The 20,213-nt window shown below is 66.9% G+C and carries 3 protein-coding genes; all 3 read right to left on the reverse strand.

Going from position 1 to position 20,213, the window contains the following annotated elements; genetic code table 11:
• A partial coding sequence (locus ACT53R_RS16465) for a beta strand repeat-containing protein (RefSeq protein WP_476172998.1) occupies positions 1-8,744 on the reverse strand: 8,744 nt, incomplete at its 3' end.
• 842 nt (positions 8,745-9,586) lie between these two features.
• Positions 9,587-17,017: an OmpA family protein gene (locus ACT53R_RS16470; RefSeq protein WP_476172999.1), complete on the reverse strand. Its 7,431-nt coding sequence runs from the start codon at positions 17,015-17,017 to the stop codon at positions 9,587-9,589.
• Between the two features lie 192 nt (positions 17,018-17,209).
• Entirely contained in the window at positions 17,210-20,095 is a 2,886-nt protein-coding gene (locus tag ACT53R_RS16475) for a beta strand repeat-containing protein (RefSeq protein ID WP_476173000.1), read from the reverse strand.
• Positions 20,096-20,213: the final 118 nt, after the last annotated feature.

A 20,213-nucleotide genomic window follows, 5' to 3' on the forward strand; every position in this document is an offset into this window, starting at 1 on the left:
GTCCCCGACTGGTTCGCACCCGTCGACACCGTCCCGGTCAGGTTGTGCTCTTCCACGCACACCGCGCCCACCACACCGCCGCTGCCCAGGCTGTAACCGCCGCTGGCATCGGTGCTGGCCGTCGCATACGTCGTGCTACCGCAATCGGTGAGCGTCACCGTCACCCCCGCGATGCCCGCCTCGCTGCCGTTCTGCACGCCGTCGTTCGGCGTGCCGCTGTTCGCGCCCGTCCCCGGCGGGACCGGTGCACCGCTGTCACGGAACACCCGGCCCGATACCGTGAACCCGCCGTACGTGTCGGTGAACGCACACACGATGTCCGCTCCCGACAGCACGTTCGCCGCCGGAATCGTGATCGCGCTGCCGCTGATCGTGCCGAAGCTCGCCGGATTGCCGGTGGTCGCGGCGTTGCGGTCGAAGCACGACACTGCGTTGAGCGTCCAGCCGGGCGGCACCTGCTCGGTCACCGTCGTCGCCACGCCGTTGGCGACCAGTGTCTGCACCGACGAGTCGGCCAACGCGCCGGCGGCGCTCGTCGTCACCGCCACACCGGGGAGGGCCGCGGGCAGGCCGTTCGTCCCGGTGAACGCAAAGCTCCCCGTACCGCCGAAACTCGTCTTGCGGATCGTCAGCCTCGGGCGGGCGTCGTTGGTGAAATCGCAGGTCCAGTTCGAGCCGGCGGCGACGTTCGCGGCCGGGATCGTCACCGTACCGGTGGCGCCGCCGATGGCGGGCAGACCGGTCGCGGCGAACGTGCTGGTGCCGTCGGTGCAACTCGCGGCACCGAGGGCGAAGCCGGCCGTCACCGTTTCGCTGATCGAGACCGCGGTCCCGGACGTGCTGATGACGATGATCGGCTGGACACCCGAGATGCCAGAATCGGCATCGTAGGTGACGGGTGTACCGGCTACCGTCGTCGTGATGGTGGCCGCGCTGTCGGCCACGGCCGGCGTGGTCAGGTCGGTGTCGGCATTGGTGACGCCGAACACGAACGTGCCGGTCGACGACGTGCTGGTCTTGCGCAGCAGCACACTCGGATTGATCGCCACGTTGGCGCTGAACTCACTGGTGTTGTTGGCCGTCGTGGCGCCGTCGGTGCGGATCGCGATGGCCGTGATCCGGTCGTTCGCCGTCAGCCCGGTCACGCTGAGCGTGCCGGAGGTGAGCAACCCACCCGTCACCGTGAGTTCGCCCAGATAGGTGCCGCCCTCGCCGGCCTGCTTGCCGTCCGTGCCCACGTCACCGGCGTTGCCCGCCGCAACCTTGTAGATCTCCAGCCGATAGGTACCGGTACCGCAGTAGGTGGCACCGAGCGTCAGCGTCGTGCCGTTGAGCACGGCATAGTTGATCGTCGGCCTGGCGATGTCGCCGTTCACGCCGCTGGTCCCGTTCGCGGTGCATGCGTTGGTGTTCAGGCTCACGCCATCGCCATTGAGATCGATCGCGTTGCCGCCGTTGCCGCCGAAATCGTTCTGCGACACCAGCGCCTGGGTCGGTGTCGAGATCGAACGATCCAGCCGCACCGCGGCACCCGGATTGTTCTGGATGATGTTCTGCAACACCTCGATCTTGCCGGCGCCGGTGATGCGTACGCCGAACAGTTCCGCGCCGCCGGTGCCGTTGCCGATGATGCTGTTGCGCCAGACGAACCAGTCCCCGGACGCATGCCTGAACCCTTCCACGCCCACAGCGCCGTTGGCGACGATGAGGTTGCTGTCCACGGTCAGGGACCCGGCGTTGACCGGCCACAGCCCGATCCCGTCCGAATGCACATCGACCAGCGCATTGCCGCGGATCTCGTTGCCGGTCAGGGTCCAGCCGGCCACGTTGTCGGAGGCCGGCACGTTGCCACCTGCGCCGGGCACCACGCCGTCGAACGCGTGGAAGCCCACCAGGCTGTTCCTCAGCGTGCCGTTGTCCGCGCCGGAGATCGTGATGCCCGCACCGGTCGTGCGTGCGCCCGCGCCAGGATCGGTGAAGCTCGCCGCGGACGTGCCGACGACATCGGCATCGATGAGGTCGCCGGTGAAGCCGTTGGAGACGTTGTTGCCGATCTGGATGTCGGCCGAGGCCGACGTGGTGCGCGTGCCGTTGCCGAACCCGTAGATCGCGATGTGGCGGATGGCGACGTTGCTGGCCTCCACGTCCAGGCCGGTGGCGATGCTGTTGTTGCCCGGCCCCTTGATCTCGAACTCGGGGCCGTTGAGTTGCGGCAATGCGACGGCGCCACGTCCCACGGTGCCGCCGGTGCCGAGCGTCGCGTTGTTCGGGTTGATGACGGTGGTGCCGTCGTCGTCACTGTACGCGGTACCGTCGATCGTGGTCTGCGCGTCCGTCATGGCCGGCAGCAGCGATGTCGGTGCCACGCGCCACCATGCGTTGCCGCCACTGGCCTGGTTGGTGATGACCGCCGGGACGAAATGCATCGTATCGGCACCGGGGATCGTGTTGGCGTTGAGGATGAACTGCCGCAGCGAACCCTGGCCGCTGTTGCCGGCATGGGTCACCACGTCGAAGCCGAAGCCGAAGTCCGCGTCGGTGACATCGCTCGAGCCCAGCACCACGCGGGTCACGTGCTCGTCGTTGTCCAGCGTGGCGCCCGGATTGTCGGCGACCGCGCCGCGCCGGCCACCGTAGCACGCGCCCTTGGCGGTCAACACTGACGTATCGATTGCCACACCGCTGGTGGCGGTAGCGTTGCTGTCGATGTAGGCAGGCGGCGTCCCGCTCACGCACAGCGGACCATGGCCGGTGCCTCCGGCCGAACCGGCATTGCCGTTGCCGGAATCCGCGTAGGTCTGCTCGCCCACCACGCCCGCGATGCCCGCGGCCGTGGTGACTGGCCGGTCGACACTGATGTAGTAGGTGCGCGCCAGAAGATTGCCGAAGGTGTAGCTGCCATCGGCCGCCGTGGCAGTGGTGGTCTGCTGCACGCCAGTACTGTCGAACAGGCGCACGGTCACGCCACCGATGCCGGGATTACTGGCGTTGCCGACGGCGCCATCGAACAGCAGGTCGCCCGATTGGTCCTCGAACACTCGACCCGACACCGCCAGGATCTGCGGCGTATTGGTGATGGTGCAGTTGATCGCGTCACCGGACACCGGCGTCACGTTGATCGGCAGGCTGGTCAGCCCGCTGACGTTGGTGGTGCCGGAGTTGGTGCAGGCCACCGTCTGGACGTACTGCGCCAGGGTGGAACCGCTGCCCGTGGCCATCGCCTCGTTCAGGGTGTAGGCCGTGCCGCTCGTGCCGTTGAATAGCACGTCGGCCGACGTGATGCTGCTGCCCGCACCCGTGGTGTCGCTCGGCGCCGGCGCACCGGTACCGGTCGCCGTCAGCGTGAACTGGTCGGTCGCCACGATGCGGCCCGCACCGCCCAGCGTCTTCTTCAACTGCAACGTCGGCGTGTTCTGCGCCGCGATCACGCAGACGCGCTGTTCATTGACCGCGGCCGCCTCGGTGGCCGCGACGAAGCCCACGTTGACGATCGGATTGCCCGCGAAGTCCAGCGCCACGATGTCACGCACCAGCGTACGGACGAGCGTGCCGTCCACGTAGACCCGCAGCGTATTGGTGGGCCGGTCCCACGCCACCCGCACCGTATGCCAGTTGCCATCCTCGACGTTGGTCACCGTATCCGTCGTCAGCTGCCCCGCCGCTGCCGGATTACCCGCCCGGTGCAACGAGATCTCGTCGGTGCTGGGGCCGAAACCGGCGGGATCGGTCCCCGCATTGTTGTTGGTGTCCACCTCGAGCGTCAGCGATGGCGTGATGCCCTGGTATCCCATGCCCGCCCCGCCCGTTCCGGACGTGGCCGCACTGGTGGCCTTGAGCACACCCGCGATGCCGCCGGCGCCCGAGTCGAGGTCGCCGTAATAACCACGGTAGGTGTAATCGAACGAAGCGGCCAGGTTCACCGTCTGGTTGAACCATGCCTGCCCGTTCTGCGAGGCCGGACTCGTCGACGTCAGCCGGATGCTGCCGTTCTGGTAGCTGGCGTTGCCCGAGACGTTGAAGTTAGGGCTGCACAGTGCGTCGTTGGCGGTCAGCGTGGCGCTGGCCGCGGTGTCGTTGGCGCCGCGATCGGTCTGCAGCGCGCCTGCGGCGAGCGTGTTCACGAAACTGCCCGCCGTGGTGGGTTTCACATCCACCGCCACCGTGCAGGTGCTCGCCGCCGGAATCGTGGCGCCACTGGCGAGAGAGATGGTGCCTGCGCCGGCCACGGCGTTCACCGCACCCGCGCCGCAGGTGGTGACCGCGTTGGGCGTCGCGCTCACCACCACGCCGGCAGGTAGCGTGTCCACCAGCGCGGCACTGAGCGTCGCGACCAGCGTCGGATGCGTGTTGGTCAGGGTGATCGTCAGCCGGCTCTTGGCGGGCACATCAACCGTCGCCGGGCTGAACGCCTTGCTCAGCGTGGGCAGGTTGACCTCGTTCTCCAGCACGCACACGGCATTGATGCCGCCTGCGTTGGCCTGGGTGTTCAACCCGGCCGCCGGAATGGTGAACGCATTGACACCCAGCGTCGGATTGGTGCCGCCCGACAGGCCCGTGCAGGCAGCCGAACGCAGCGTGTAGCCGGTGGGCTGCGGCGCTTCGGTCAGCGTGGTCGCCGTGTTGGCGGCCGTGAGGGTCTGGGTGGCGCCGGTCACGGCGCCCGGGTCGCCCGCCGCGGTGGTGACGAAGGTCTGGTTGGCCCAACCATTGGTGCCGGTGACGGTGAAGGTCTGGCCGAAGCTGCCATAGGACTCCTTGGTGACCGTCAGCTTCGGGCGGCACAGCGCGGCGGTCTGGAAGTTGGCCATGAAGCCGGCGATACCACCGCCATCACCCACCTGCAGCACGAGGGTATTCAGGCCCGCCTGCCAGTTGTTGCTCAGCGTGATGGAACGACCATTTCCCGCCAAGAAGTCCGTGCATCCGCCATAGTTGGGGCCGCCGGCGCAACTTGAAAGCGTGGCGTAGGTCGCCTGCTGGACACCGTTGACCCAAGCCGAAACCGTCTGGTTGTCGGACCAATACTTCATGGTCAAGGCTAATGTTGCCGGATCGACAGCCGGGTCCAGATTGAAATCGAAGCGATACCAGCTGTTGTTCTGGCCGCTGGACGAACCAGCGCTCGGCACGCCGCTGATCCATGAAGTGCCGGCCGCAGGCGCCGCCCAAGCACCTTGCACTACCTTAGACGCTGGGTAGTAGCCGCTCGCGGGTGGCGCCAGCACTGCCTGGCCGCCGCCATCGAGGAAAGCCACCTTCCAACGATCATCCTTGCCTGCGTTCACGGTCGAATAACGTCCCGTATCGAAGCCCGCACCGCCATCGATGCACGACAACGTGGGAGTTGCCGGCAGCGGGTTGAGGACACTGGTGTTGGTGTAGGTGCAGGTGATGTTGGCCGCCGCCGCGCTGGCAACCGAACTCGGCGACGTGACGGTGCGGCTGTAGCCCGTACCGCCAGTGATCAGGCTGGTGCCATTGCCGTCCACGCAGGCGAAGGCCGTCGTGTAGTTCGCCAGATCGGTGTAGGTACTCGCCGCCTCGGTCAGGGTGATGCTCTGGCCGGCGTTGACCGTCACCGTGCCGGTGCTGCCGCCATTGCCCACGGCATTGGCCGGATTGGCCGTGCAGCCAGTGCCGCAGGTGGCGGTGCCACCACTGACGGTGAGATTGAACAGGGCGTTGTCCGGCTGGATGCCGGCGGTCGCCTTGACCAGCGTGACCGTGGGTTTGGCGTTGGTGAACGTGCAGGCGATGTTCGCGCCCGCCGCCGTCGCCGCCGCATCCAGCCGCACGCTGCGCGCAGGCACGCCACCCACCGCGGCGCTGGTGGTGTTGACCGTCGCGGTGCCGCCGCTGCCCAGCCCCGTGCAGGTGATGCCCGTCAGCACGAAGCCGCTGGCCGAGGGGTCGGCCTCCGAGATGTCGGTCACCGTGCCCGAGGCGGCCAGAGTGCGCGCGGTGCCGGCCACCGCTGTGCCAGCGGTGATGGTGGTCACGCTGGTGTTGGCGTAGCCGTTCGTGCCGCTGAACGTGAAGGTGCCCACGCCGCTGTTGGACAGCTTGGTCACCGTCACTGTGGCGGTGCGCGAATTGGTGAAGTCGCAGGTCCAATTCGACCCGGCCGTCACATTGGCCAATGGAATGGTGACCACAACGTTGTTGCCGCCCGTCACGGGCAGGCCCGCAGCGTTGAAGGTGCTGGTCCCGTCGGTGCAGCTGGCGGCCGTCAGGCTGTAGCCCGCCGGCACCGCCTCGGTCACGGTCACTGCCGTCCCCGTCGTGGTCACGACGATGGGCTGAACACCGGCCACGCCGCTGTCGGCGTCGTAACTCGTCGCCGTGCCGGCCACCGTCGTGGTGATGCTCGCCGCGGTCTGCGCCCCGGCCGTGGCGAGGTCGGTGTCGGCGTTGGTCAGTGTGAAGGCGAACGAGCCCACCCCGCCATTGCTCGTCTTGCGCAGCAGCACGCTCGGCGAGATCGCCACGTTGGCGCTGAACTCGCTGGTGTTGCCCGCCGTTGCGGCTCCGTCCTCGCGGATCGCGATGGCGGTGATCGTGTCGGTGGCGGCCAAGCCTGCCACCGTGAGTGAGCCCGAGCTGAGCGTGCCGCCGGTGAGGCCGGTGAGCGCGCCCAGGTAGGTGGCGCCTTCGCCGGCCTGCTTGGCATCTGCACCGGTATCGCCCACCGACGCGCCCGCAGCGACTTTGTAGAACTCCAGCGTGTAGGTGCCGGCGTTGCAGTAGTTGGCGCCGACCGTCAGCGTGGTGCCACTGAGGGTGGCGTAGCCGACCGTCGGGCGCGCCAAGTCGCCATTCGCCCCGGAGGTCGCCGCTGCAGTGCAGGCATTGGTATTCAGGCTCACCCCATCGCCGTCCAGGTCGATCGCATTTCCGGTATTGCCGACGAAGCTGTTCTGCGTCAACTTCGCCTGCTTGCGTGATGCGCCGATCGCGATGCCGCTGGAGCCGTTGGCGCTGAAGCGATTGCCTCGCACGAGGTTGGACGTACCGCTGCCGACCATCGTGATGCCGATGGAGGTGTTGGCGAAGAACAGGTTGCCGATGATCTGCCAGCCACCACCGGTGCTGCCGGAGGTCAATGCCAAGCCGTTGCCCGCGGCCGCCGTGACCAGGTTGTTCTGCACCACGACGTTGGCCGTTGCACTGGCCTCGCCGGCGAAGGCGGCTGTGGAGATGTCCGCTGGACCGCCGACGCTGCCGCGCAGGAAGTTGCTCCGCAGCGTCCAGTCCCCCTGCGCCAGCCCGGTCAGGTTGCACAGCGACACGTTCTGGCTGGTCGAGCGGATGAAGTTGTGCTCGATGAGCCCGGATGTGCCGGCCAGGCCGGCGCAGGCGCCGGCTCCTGTGGGGCCAACGGCTATGCCCTGCGCAGCAGCCGTGAAATCGCCGCCCGCGGGATCCTGCCCCAGGATGTTGTCGCGCACAGTCAGACCGGCAACCCCGGCAGTACGCATCAGCAGCGCAGCGCCGCCTCGGGTAATGGAGAAATTCCTTACCGTGGCATTGCTGGCCGCGACCTCGAAGACGGCATTACTGAGCGCCGTGCCGCCGGCTGTGCCCCGGATTTCCAGTTCGGGCCGCGCCAGTGCGGCAATGGTCGCCTGGTCGATGCCAGTGCCAACCGAAATGCTCGCCTCCCGGTCGCCGGGCATCGGGTCAAGCACCGTACTGCCATCGCTCATGCTGTAGGCGGTGCCGTCGAGCGTGGTACTGGCTCCGTTGGCGCCGGTGATGGCCGGCAGCACCGCGGCCAGGCTGGTGCGCCACCAGTTGCCGCCGCCACCGGCGGCGTTCGTCGCCACCGCCGGCACAAAACGCATCGCATTGGCGCCTGATATGGCGTTGGCGTTGGTGATGAACTGGCGCAGGCTGCCCTGGCCGGTGTCGTTGGTGTTGGTCACCACGTTGAAGCTGAAGCCGTAGTTCACGGCGGTGACGTCCGTCGCGCCCACGACCACGCGGGTAACGTGCTCCTGATTGTTCAGCCCAGTGCCCGGGTTGTCGGCCGTGCCGCCGCGCCGCCCGCCGTAGCAGGCGCCATTGGCCGGATTGACGGCCGTGCCCCCCACGACCGCGGCGCCCGCGTCGTTGTAGGTCGGCGGTGTTCCGCTCACGCACAGCGCTCCGTAACCCGCCGCACCGCCCGCCGCACCGGTGTTGCCGCTGCCGACGCTGGCATAGGTCTGCTCGCCCATCACGCCGGCCGTGCCACCTGCCGTGCTCGTGGGCCGGTCCACCGCCACGTAATAAGTGCCCGCGGCCGGCGAGAAGAAGCTGTAGGAACCGGGCGCACCGGCAACCGTGGCGGTGACGGTGGTCGCCACTTGAACGCCAGCGTTGTCGAACAGGCGCACCGTGATGCCGTTGATGCCTGGGTTGTTCGCGCCGTTGACGGCACCATCAGCCAACAACTCGCCGGCGCCGTCCTCGAATACCACGCCAGAAATGGAGGCGGCCGTGTTGGTCGCGGTACACGAAACGGAAGGTCCATCGGTTCCGACTACCGCAGGATTGAAGGCGGAACTCGGTATCGTGAACTTGCCTGTGCCGGTCGTGTCCACCGTGGGCGTGACCGCCACGCCGCCCGCGGTCTGACAGGTCACTCCGGTTAGCGAATAGCTTGAAGGTAACGCTGTCTGGCTGATGACAACGTTACTGCCATCGGGGTTGATGCCGGTTGCCTGGGTGCTCGACAGCGCTGCGCTGGCGTCATATTGCACCGTTCCATTCGCAGCGATTGGGCCGACCGTTGCGGCCGTGTCATAAGCAGCGGTATCGACATTAAGATCGATATTGGCCGAACCACTAACGCTAACGTTGCCGGCTGTAGTGCCGACCAACCTTTCACTTAGGCAGAGGGTAGGACGTTGTGTAACACTGATGGAATTTACAATTGGGTTATCTCCCGCCGCGCCTGCAGGCACGCTTGCATCAATCGCGATAGTGCCATTAGGCGGCAGGCCGGCCGGCAACTGGACCTGTGATGTATACCCGTAGAAATTGCCGAATCCGTTATTGCCTATGTAAGCGGTAGCTGGCGCACCCACACAATTCTGTATGCAAATTGCCCCTGAACTAAGAACCCACCCGGTCCTTGAACCCCACGTGGCATAAACAACGCCGCCATACCTCAATCTAATCAAAACATTATTTGCATCCCAATTGAAGCCGGTAGTAATTGTTACAACGGGCGAATTCGCAACGTTCACCAAATTTTGGGTGAGTGGCGCGAGCCATGCCGCCCCGTCGTAGTTGGTCGCCGGCATGTTGGTGCCGGAAATATTCTGGATACCCCATCCTCCGTAGTTCCAGTACGTCGCTCCGCTTTGAAAGGTTGGGTCCTGCACCACGGGCGGTCCGCACGTCGCTGCATCGGCCACCGATCCGATCGTCATGGTCGAGCCAAGGAAGGCGACAAGGGCTAACCGCGCATACGACGAATGGCGCCCTCCCATCCCCAATGGTCGACATAACTGGATGAGTCGCCCAAAGCACAGCGCCAAGGCATGGCCGACCAGGCACACGAGAGTCAAGATGATGCCCCGATACGCAAAGATCACTTTCATGGTGTTTTCCCCGTGCCCGCACCTTCCGGGCGCCTGACTTCGGCTCGCCGATCGGATGCCAGGCACGCGATGTTTTCGGTGGTGGCATCTGCATCGCAGCCCTGCACCACCGGTTCGTCAGCGCCTCTGGCCTCCACCTGGATGCGATCGGGCGGGATACCGAGTTCGGCAAGGATCGCCTTGACGGTTTCGGCACGTCGCTCGGCAAGTCGCCAACTGAATGTTGCTTCCCCCACGTGGTCGGCATACGCAAGACCGAGCGCCATGCCGGGAGAAGCGTGCTGCTTCCACTGCGCCGCAACGCGGGTCAATTCTTCCAACGACCCCGGAAGCAGGTCCTCCCGATCGGCACCGCCGTAGCGGAAGCGGATCAGGCTGCCCATTTCGACGGGCCAGGCATCTGCGGCCGGTGTGACCGCAGCCGGCGCTGCGGGCATCGCCGATTGCGTCGGCGTGGTCTGTGTGACCAGCGGCGCAGACGAGGTCGGCGCAGTCGCCGCAGGCGCGGGCGTAGCAGCGGCGGAGGCCGGCGCAGGCGCAGGGGCGGCCGGCATCGGCACGGCACGTCCACGGGAGAACGCAGCTTCGTCGAACTTGTAGCGCAGGCGCACGTAGGCGCCGCGATCGAGGTAATCCTCGTCGGTCAGATCCGCGTCGTTCAAACCGAGGACGTTGTAACCCGCCGACAGCCACAGGTTGGGCATGAGCCGATAGCCGCCTTCGAGGCCGAACGCCCATTGCCGTGCCCCGCCCTTTCCGTAGAGCAGCGCGCTCTGCAGGCCGATGTCCCAACGATCGTCGAGGTCATAGGTCATGCGGCCGGCGAGCAGGTGCGCCCAATAGGTGCTGCGCAGCCCGTCGGCGTCCAGGATCGAGAACTTGCCGGCGTAGCGGGCGTTGAACCACAGGTCGCGCCGCGGCTGGACGTTGAGGTGCGCGGACACGATATGCGTGGTGGTCTCCTCGTCCGTCGCGCCACTGAGGCGTTCGGTCTTGTACTCGTAGCGGGCCAGCGCGTTCCAAACGTCCTGGTCGACCGGGCGGTAGGCCACACCGATCTGCTGGCGGACCAGCAGGCGGTCGCTGCCGCTGGCGCTCTTGACGTCGCTGTCGCTGACGATGGAGCGCGCCAGCAGGGTCCAGTCCCGATCGATCTTCCAAGCCACGCCGGCCGTGAGCATGGCGGTATCGGCGTCGTCGCCGCTGCGCAGCTCCAGGCCGCCGCTGGCCTTGAGGTCGTCGCGTTTGGTGTACTCGATCGAGCTGGTCAGCGCCGTGGATTCGACGCCTTCCGCACCGCCCAGTGCCTGCGTATGCTCCATGCCCGCCTGCAACGTCAGCCCTTCGCCGAGGCGGAAGACATTGCGCAGGCCCAGCGCCGCCACGGCGTCACGCCCGTTCACGCCATCACGCAGGCGATATTCGCTGTAGGCACGACCGGTCTTCATGTACGTGCTTTCGAGACCGAAGATGCTGGTGTTGTTGCGCTGGGTATCGTTGAGGCCATAGTCGCCGGTCAGGCTGGAAATGAACTCGTGACGGCCGTAGAAGCGCAGCCTGTCGTTGATGCGGTAGTCGCCGCCGGCCGCGAAGACCTGGCGATCGGCGTCGTTGACGGCCTGTTCGGCCTCGACGAACACGCGACCGTCGGGGGCGAACGGCAGGCGCGCGGTGAGGCGACCGCGGATGGTGAACAGGTTCTCGTCCGAAGTGCTGCGCGGAAGCGAAGCCGATGACGACGGCGAGGAAACGTTGCCGTAGTCGAAGGACGACGCCGGCGAAGCCGATTCGTTGCCGGCGCGCACGCCCAGTTCACCGCTGATGTTCTGGTTGAAGCGATGCTGCACGCTGAGCGACGCTCCGCGACGCTGGTTGTCGCCGGTACCGCTGCCGTCGGAATAGACCGCCTCACCGCGCAGTTGGGTGCGCTCGCCGAGCTTGTATTCGGCGCGCAGGTTGGCCTCGGTGCGGCCGGACGCGACTGCCGCAGACGGATTGTCGAACCGGTCGTTCGTCTTCGCGATCTGGGCCTGGAGCTTCAGGCGCCGGCCTTCGTGCCGCAGTTCGATGCGGCCGCCGAGCCCGTCGCCCTTGTCGTCGGTACGCGTGCCGACCACTTCGGCGGCGAGCGAGGTCTTCTCGCCCAGCTTGAACAGGCCGGTGAACGCGAGCAGCTTGCGGGCATTGTCCGGGTTGTCGTCGACGGACGCGGCCACGCCGAGCTGGGCGCGCTTGCCGACCTTGAACTGCGCATCGGCACCTGCGACCCAGAACGCGGGACCGCCGCCGTCCACCTCGTAGGTGATGCGAATGGACTGCGGATTGAGATCGGGATCCAGCGACGACACCGGCTTGCTGAACAGCAGGCGCTTGGTCGTGGGCTCGATCGCATAGTCGACGAAGCGGCTGAGCCGCGTGGTCGACAGGATCAGGCTGGCCTGGTTGCGATCGCGCACGAGGATCTCGACCTGCTCGCTGTTGGCGAACAAATCACCGGCGGCCTTGAGGTAATACGGCCCGGACGTGCCGTTGGCGGGGAACTCCTCGATCTTCTGGCGCAGGTGATCGTGGCTGGCGTATCCCTCGACGCGGACGCGATCGTTCTCGTAGTGCTGCTTGACGCCGGTGAGCGAGCGATTGACCTGGCTGAGCTGCCGCACTTCCGGGCTGGCCGCGGTGGTCAGGTCGCCGTACATCAGGAACGAGCGGTCCTTGTCGATGCGTACGTACGCGCGATCGGTGGTCTGCGCATCGAAGGTCCGCGCGGAAGCGTCGCCGTAGACGGGGTAGTACTCGTCCGGACGGATGTCGCGGAACAGGCGTTCGCGCGAGGCCTTGTCAGAGTCGTAGGCGGCCGTGAGCAGGTAGTCGCCCCGGATCACGCCCTTGAAGTACAGGGCCGCACGCGCCGATGCACGGCCCTTGCCGTTGTCGAATTCCCGCGACCAGTGGTCCAGTTCGGCCTCGAAGGCGTCGCGCACGCCCAGCCCCTGGGCACGCTTGCCGAAGTCTACGCGCGCCTCGACGATGCCGATGCCGGCGAGCGGCCGCAGCTCGGGCAGGAACGCCACGCGCACCTCGCGCGAGGCAGTGCCGGCCGACGCACGGATCACGCCATCGCCGGGCTGCTCGGGAGGCATCAGCTCGAAGGTGCGCTTCCCGCCTTCGATGAAGACCTGCAGGCCTGGCTCCTCCGGATTGAGATCAGGCGTGTTCCAGCGGCCGGCATTGGCTTCCACCGTCACCGCCGTGCGCGCCGTGACCGGAACGCCGCTGGCGTCGGTCAGGCGGACGCCTATCTGCAGCGGCACGCCGATCCGCACGTTCGCCGGCACATCGAAATCGATCTGGGCGAGCTTGTCGGGCGCGGTGATCGTCAGGCTGCGCTGGTCGCGGACATTGCCGAATTCATCGACGACTTCGAGCACGAGCTGGTTCTCGCCCGCCTTGAGTTCGATGCCGATGTATTCCCACGCCACCAGGCTGCGCGCCGCCAGGGTCGAACGCTTGCCCACGCGACGCTCGGGAATGACTTCGCCGTTGACGCGCAGTCGCAGGGCGGTACCGCTCGGCCCCTTCACGCTGACGTTGGTCTGGCGCGCGGGCAGCACGTCGTGGTCCTGCAGGTCGAGGAAGCCCGGTGTGTTGTCCAGATCACGCAACCGTTCTTCGAGCGGGATGGCGGATGCAGTCACGGTCGGTTCCATCTCCGGCAGGCCACCCATCGGCGCGACCTTGACGTCGGCCGGTGCCAGCGCGCGGAAACCATCCGGAATCGGTGTTGCAGCGGACGGCATGGTCGTGCCGCCGGCCACGCCCTGCGCGTCGATCATCGGCCGCACCACGGGCTGGTCGAGCTGGACGCCACCGTTGTCGGTGATCCGGCCGCTGGCTGCGAGGGCGCGTGCGTCGCCGATGCGAACCGGCTGTCCATCCGGCGTGAGGTGCACGCGGGCACGCGCGGCCTCACCTTCCGCCCCGGTACGGCCAGTGGCCTGCTGGCGCCGCGTCTTGACCTCGTCAGCCACCGTCTGCTCGCAGCCGGCGATGGCGAAATCGGCCTTGTGCCATTCGCCCTTGCGCAGGTCGACGAAACGGCTGCCGGCGCGACCGGCATTGCGGTTGTCGAGCACTTCCAACTGCGCGCCGACCGGCAGCGTGGTGTCGTCGAGCTTCAGCGCGTGGGTGATCGGCCGCAGGCCGTACAGACTCCACTTGCCTTCGCTGTCGGTCACCACGCCGGTGCCGTCCTCGATGAACAGGCGCACGCCGGGAACACCGGACTCGTCGGGATCCTGCTCGCGGTTGCGATTGCAGTCCAGGTACACCTTGCCGAACAGGAAGGCATCGTCCGAGAACACGCCACCGCTCACGTGGACGCGCCAGGAGGCTTCGTTGGATTCCTGCGTCCCCGACCAGGCGCGCGCCCGGTTGATGGCATCGCCCGTGGTCGGTGCACCCACGCCGATGCGCAGGCGATAGGTGACGTCGAGCGATGCGTCCTTGGCGAGCGTCAGCGCGGGGTAGTCGAACGTGAGCGTACGTCCCGGACTGCCCGCCGGATCGGGCATGGACACGCCATCGGCACGCGCGGAGCCAGGCACGTAGGCAAAACCCAGCGGCAGATCGTCGACGAAACGGATGCCCACCAGCGGGCCGCCGGTCTTGTTGGTCAGGGTCAGGGTGTAGTGGACGAAATCGCCGAGTTCAGCCTGGTCCTTGTCGCCCTTCTTCTGCAGCAGGATCGTGCCGCCGGTGTTGGCCGGATCGAGCGGAATGTGGTTGTGCACCACTTCGCAGATGGCGCCGGCGGCACCAGAGCGGCCGGCGGCGAACCGCCAGTAGTAGCTGGTCGGATCGCTTCCCTGCGGAGCGCTGCTGTTGGGCACGACCGCATTGCATGCCGTATAGGCACCCACCTGCGCGGGAATCAACGCCGAAGGCACGATCAGCCCGCTGCCGGCAGGCGGCGTGACTTCCAGCCGATACGTGCAGACGTCGGAGATCGGCGGCGACTTGAGGAAGAACTGGTATTCGCCGGAGGCCGGCGTCACCATCGAGATGCTGCCGTCGGGATAGAAGGTGTACAGGCCCGTCGTCTGGCCGTAGTAGATCTCGTCGGCAACGATCGGCGTCGCCGGTCCGCTGGTGCAGGATTCGCGGTAGAAGCGCACGATGGCGCCGGCCACCGGCTGGCGGGTCACCGAGTTGTAGACGACGCCCTGCGGGTCGATCAGCAACAGTTCGACATCGTCGGCCACTGCGACCACGATCGCGCCGGGATTGACGTTGATGTCGTTGCTGTCGAGCGATGCCGCCCAGGCGCGGTTGTCGATCTGCACGCGGGTCCCGATGGCGCTGGGCTTGAGCGTCACCCGGAGCCGAAGGACGACGGTCTCACTTTGGCCGGGTGCCAGCGGCCGGCTGCCGTCGGTCAGCACCAGACTGATCGCGGTCGGCATCGATGCGGCCGCGCTGGGATTGGCAAGCGCCGTGCGGTCGCAGAAGGCATGACCGGTGAAGGTGGTCGACGGCGCCAGCACGCCGTTCTGCACCGTCGGCGCGGCAAGCAGTTGCCAGGCCTGGATCGGCGTACCGGCCAGATCCATGCCGAAAGTGCAGTCGAGGTTGTCGATCACGCGCACGTTCGGCGCGGTGGCCGTACCGACGTTGGTGACCGTGAGGCGATACTCGAACTCGTACTGATCGGTCGCGACGCGCTGCGGCGGTGTCGCCGTCTTCATCAGTGTCAGCACCGGCAATGCGGTGGACACCGGCGTGGGCGCAGCGTTGTTGGACGGGTCGCCGTCTCCATCGGGATCGGGATCCGTACCATTCATCGACTGGTCCGAGATCTCGAGCTGGCCAGTCGCGGTGATCGCCGCATTGGTCGTGGCCGTGTTGTAGCGCGTGGCCGCTCCGCCCACGGTGTTGAAGCGCACCGAGAACGCGACCGTCACTTCGCCCGCGGGGGGCAATGTCGCGCCGGTGGCCAGCAACGTCGTGCGGGAGCCGGCACCGGTAAACGAGGCATCGATCGCGGCGCTGGCGCCCGCGCCCTGCAGATCCGAGATGCGCAGGCTGCCGGCGACGATGGTGTACTCGCCCGGCGACGGGACCGTCGCGGTGGTGTAGGCACCGAAGGCACTGCCACTGCCTTCCAGCAGGTCGCTGATCTGCACCTTGTAGAGCGTCTCGCTGCCGTAGTTGTATGCGCGCAACAGGAAGGGCACGGTGACGGTGCCATCCGGCGTGCCATCGGCGGCCACGCCGCCCACGGGTTGTCCGGCGCGCTTCGCCAGACCGATGCGCGCCGGCGTGGTGGCGATCACCACGGTGTTGGAACGCTCGTCCGCCGGATCGATGCCATCGTGATAGTCGCTGTCCGCGGTGTTGGGGATCAGGCGCGGCGCGGTGGACAGCACCCTCACCGTGAAGCCCATCGAGAACGAGCCGTTGACCACCAACGGGAACGGCAGGCCGATTGCGACTTCGATCGCCGCCGCGTCGTCGGCGCCGGTGCGGTAGTAGTAGGCGGGATCGCCAGGCAGGCGGAACAGTCGCAGCACGCCAGGCGTCGCGGTATGCAGCGAGCCGGCCACATATTGCGTGCCCGTCGGGATCACGTCGCGGATCAGGATCAGGCTGCGCGGCGCGCCATCGACCCGGATCGTGGAGCCGTCCGTGGTGGAGTTCGACGGCATCGCGTCTACGTTGCCGATGTTGCTGACGTTGACGACGTAATCGGCGGACGAACTGCCGGGCAATACCATGCCGGGATGGCTCACGGACTTCGTGAGCGAAAGCACCGCGGCATCGCGCACCACGGTCACGTCCATGTTGCTGGCGGCGTTGCCGCTGGTATCCGCCGTCGCAGTGAGGGTGAAGCAGGCCTGGCCGGTGGCCGACGACGTGGGGACGAGGCCTTCGATCAGCAGGCTGGCCGCCTGGCCGGGCGCCAGGGCAATGGCCCCGGCTGCACCGAGCGTGATCGTCGGGTCGCTGGCGTCGACGACGCCGTTCCCGTTGAGATCGAGATGGACCGTCACCCCCGACAGGTCGAAGGTCGTGCCCGGGCAACCGGCTCCGTTGGGGGCGATCGCCAGGGTGTAGGTGGAATGGGTGTTGCCCGTGTTGGCGAGCAGATGCGAGAAGCGCGCAAGGGCGCCCGGTGTGCGCGCGATGGTCTGGTCCTGGGTGAGGCGCAGCGCCTCGACCGCCTGGACCATCGCGTACACCGCATTCGAGTCGACGATTTCCTGCTGGGTGTATCCCGCAGGAATGTAGGTGGCCCTCGCGGTGTTGGCGATCGACACACCTGCTGCCGGGGCCGCCGCGGACGCGATACCGCTCATCAGTCCGATGAGGATCAGCGCAAGCGCGAACAGCAGTACCTGCATCGACAGGACCAGACGCCTCCGGTCCATCCCTGTCTTGCCGTGAAGAGGAGTGTCGTAACGGATCATCATCTGCCTTCTTCCGCTGACTCTTGGCCGCCCTCCTCCCCGCAGCGACGCAGGGAGGAGGGACCAGATCGAAAAGACCCCTTGGGCAGTTCCCGGTGGGAGGAGGCTGACCGAGGAAGCAGCCCGCCCAAGGGGTGAAGCGTCAACGCATCGTCACAGCGGATCGATCTGCACGGCGAAATGCAGCGTCACCGTGCCGCCAGGTGCGAGCGTGTTCGCCGCGCTACCGCAGCTCACGGCCGCAACCGGCACACCACTGGAGGAGAAGCCGACCGGCGTACCGGTCAACCCGGTGGACGTACACTGGATGGCCGGCTGGAACGCGCTGAAGCTGGTGCTGACCGGCATGCCGTCGTTGACGGTCACGTTGGTGACCGGAGCCGCACCTTCGTTGGTGGCAACGACGGTGTAGATCACGCAACCGCCGGGCGCAGCCGAGATCAGTGCGGAACTGGGCGCCGCGTCTTCCACGCCATCACAGCTTGCGTCCGGCGCCTGGGTCTTGATCAGGCGCAGCTGGCCGGTGATCACGGTGGTGACATCGTCCGCCGAAACCGCCGGACAGGTGAAGCCATCGCCGTCGGTGTCGGCATCGGTCGCCGTCACCGTGACGCTGCTGACGCTACCGGCCGTGGCACCGCCGGGCGCGAACACCTTGACCAGGATCTTGGTCTGCGTGCCGCCGGCGAGCGCCGGGAGCGGCGCGGTGATCAGCGTGTCGCCAGCGTCGATCTGGCCGTCGCCATTGACGTCGACGTAGGTCACCGCCGTCCAGCCTGCCGCGATGTCGGCCGCGGAAAGCACGGCGCCGATCGTGACGTTGCCGCACACCTGGTTACCGGTGTTGGACAGCGTATGGGCATAGACGATGGAACCACCCGGCGTCGCCTGACCGCTGTTGTTCGGCAGCAGCGACCACGCCCACAGGTTGGGAACGGTGACGGTCACGGCATCAAGCTTGCTGTCAGCCGGATAACCACCGTTCGACGCCGGCGAAAGCGCCTTGGCCTGGAAGTAGATGTTCTGCGTAGCGATCGCCGCACCCGAAGGTGGCGTCACGCAGGCCACGGCCTGACCCTGGGCACCCGCGGCCACCGCGAGGCTGGCGATCGTGGGATCACCGCAGACACCGCCTGCCGCGTGGAAGGTCACCGTCCAACCGGAGGGCAACGTTCCCGGGAAGGTCGCCGACTGACTGGCGGCCAGCGAGTAGCTGTTGGCGACCGTGTCGTTGTTCTTGACGAACAGCGTGAAGGTCGTTCCCGTGCCGGCTGGCGTCGAGTTGGTGGTCGTCGCCTGCGGACTCGGACCCGGACCCAGGTCACCGTTTCCGACCGTACCCGAGCCGGTACCGGCCGCGGTGTTGGTCAGATCGACCAGCGAGCCGATGACCGTGGTCACCTGCACCCAGACCGAGTCGTCGCCGGTATTCGCCGTGCTGGTATCACCCACCGAGTCTGCGGTCAGCAGCGCCGAATACGGGCCGGAGCCGACCGGTGCGGATGCCGGCACGCTGGCGCGCACGACGACCGTGGTTTCCGCGCCCGCGGCCAGAGGACCGGTATCGGGCGTACCGTCGCCATTGCTGTCGAGCAGCGGCGTGACGCCATCGGCCCGGAACAGGGTGAAGGTAGTGCCGGCGGGGAAGCCATTCGACCCCATGGTGAGGTTGAACGTGTCGGTCGCGTTGCCCGTGTTGGCCACGTACGTGGTGAACGACACCGATCCGCCCGCCACGACGCTGGGCTGGATCACCAGGTTGGGCGATGCCTGCGACGGGTTGTCCTCGACATCATCGGCGGTGGTCACACCGCTGGTGTCCACCGCGACCACACCATAGGTGGGCAGCGTGTCGAACGGCGACGGATTGGTATCGCCATCGGTGCAGGTGTTCGGATCCGTGCAGTCGGTGGTCGAGTAAGCGGCGATATTCGTCGTGTTGGCGTCGTCGACCGTGGCGGTCGAATTCACCAGCACCACGAAGCTCAGGGTACCGCTGACGTTCGGCGCGACGCTGGCCACCGTGGCCTTGATCGTTCCGCCGACCGACTCGTAGGTGATCCCCGCCGGATCATCCGCATTGCCGGCCACGTCGCCCAACGCCGTACCCGGCGCGGAACTCCACACAGCCGAACCGGCCACGTAGGTGAAGCCGGACGGCAGCGGATCGTTGAGCGACACCGCGCCGGTCGCACCGCCGGTGTTGCTGTAGCGCAGGGTGTAGACCGTATAGGTGCAACCCGCAGTGAGCGTGCCCCACGTGGTGGAGCAACCCGCCGCCGGAGACGCTCGACCGCTCGTGATCGCGGTGGGCCATGCACCGCCGCCCGGCGCCGCGACTGCAGGCGCCTGAATCGCCTTGGTGACGGAGAAAGCCGCCAAGTCGGTCAGGTTGACCGTATCCGTATCGGTGTCGGTCGTCGCGATATAGGTCGCCAGGACCGGCGAGGCGGGATTCACGCTCGCGGTGACGGTGGCCACATCGTTCGGCCAGGTCGCGACCGTCGCGGTGCTGGGCACCGTGTAGGCGACGACGAACTTGAAATTGCCACCGTTGCCTGCCACCGAGGTGGTGAAACCGGTTGTGCACAGCGGCACACCCGCGCTGTCGCACAGCGGCGTGAGGGAATTGTCGGGAACGCCATCACCATTGGCGTCGGCGAACACCTGGACCCGGGTGAACACGATGCCGTCCGCAGGCTCGGTCACCGTGATGTCGAAGCTGTCCGTACCGTTGCCGGTATTGGTCAGGGTATGCGGCATGTAGACCTGATTGCCAGCCGCCGCCGACTTGTTGTTGTCGGAGTTCAGGGTGAACGCGCCGACCTGCTGCACGAGCGTCTCGACCAGGTTGGACGTGGCCAGTTGCGACTGACCGTTGGGATCGATGTAGCTGGCCGAAGCCTGGTTGCCGATTCTCGAATTGGCGGCGGGACCCGCAACGACATAGCTGGTTGCCAGCACCACCGCGATACCGACCGCGGTGGCACTGACCTTCAGCGGCGGACCGCCCGGTCTGGTGAGGAGAGGGATCTTCATGTCTGTTCTCGCAGTGATTGACAAAGACAAGCCCCTCCCGTGCCAAACGACACGAGCTCCGGCCATTCGGATTACGGGATGAGCGGTGGACACGGCGCCCGAGTGGGCGCCATGCGGA

This window comes from Lysobacter sp. DMC104 (genome assembly GCF_056313665.1).

Bases quoted from the DNA above. Each gene is read 5' to 3' on its own strand.
- ACT53R_RS16470 (WP_476172999.1), bottom strand. From the start codon at position 17,017: ATGGACCGGAGGCGTCTGGTCCTGTCGATGCAGGTACTGCTGTTCGCG.
- ACT53R_RS16475 (WP_476173000.1), bottom strand. From the start codon at position 20,095: ATGAAGATCCCTCTCCTCACCAGACCGGGCGGTCCGCCGCTGAAGGTC.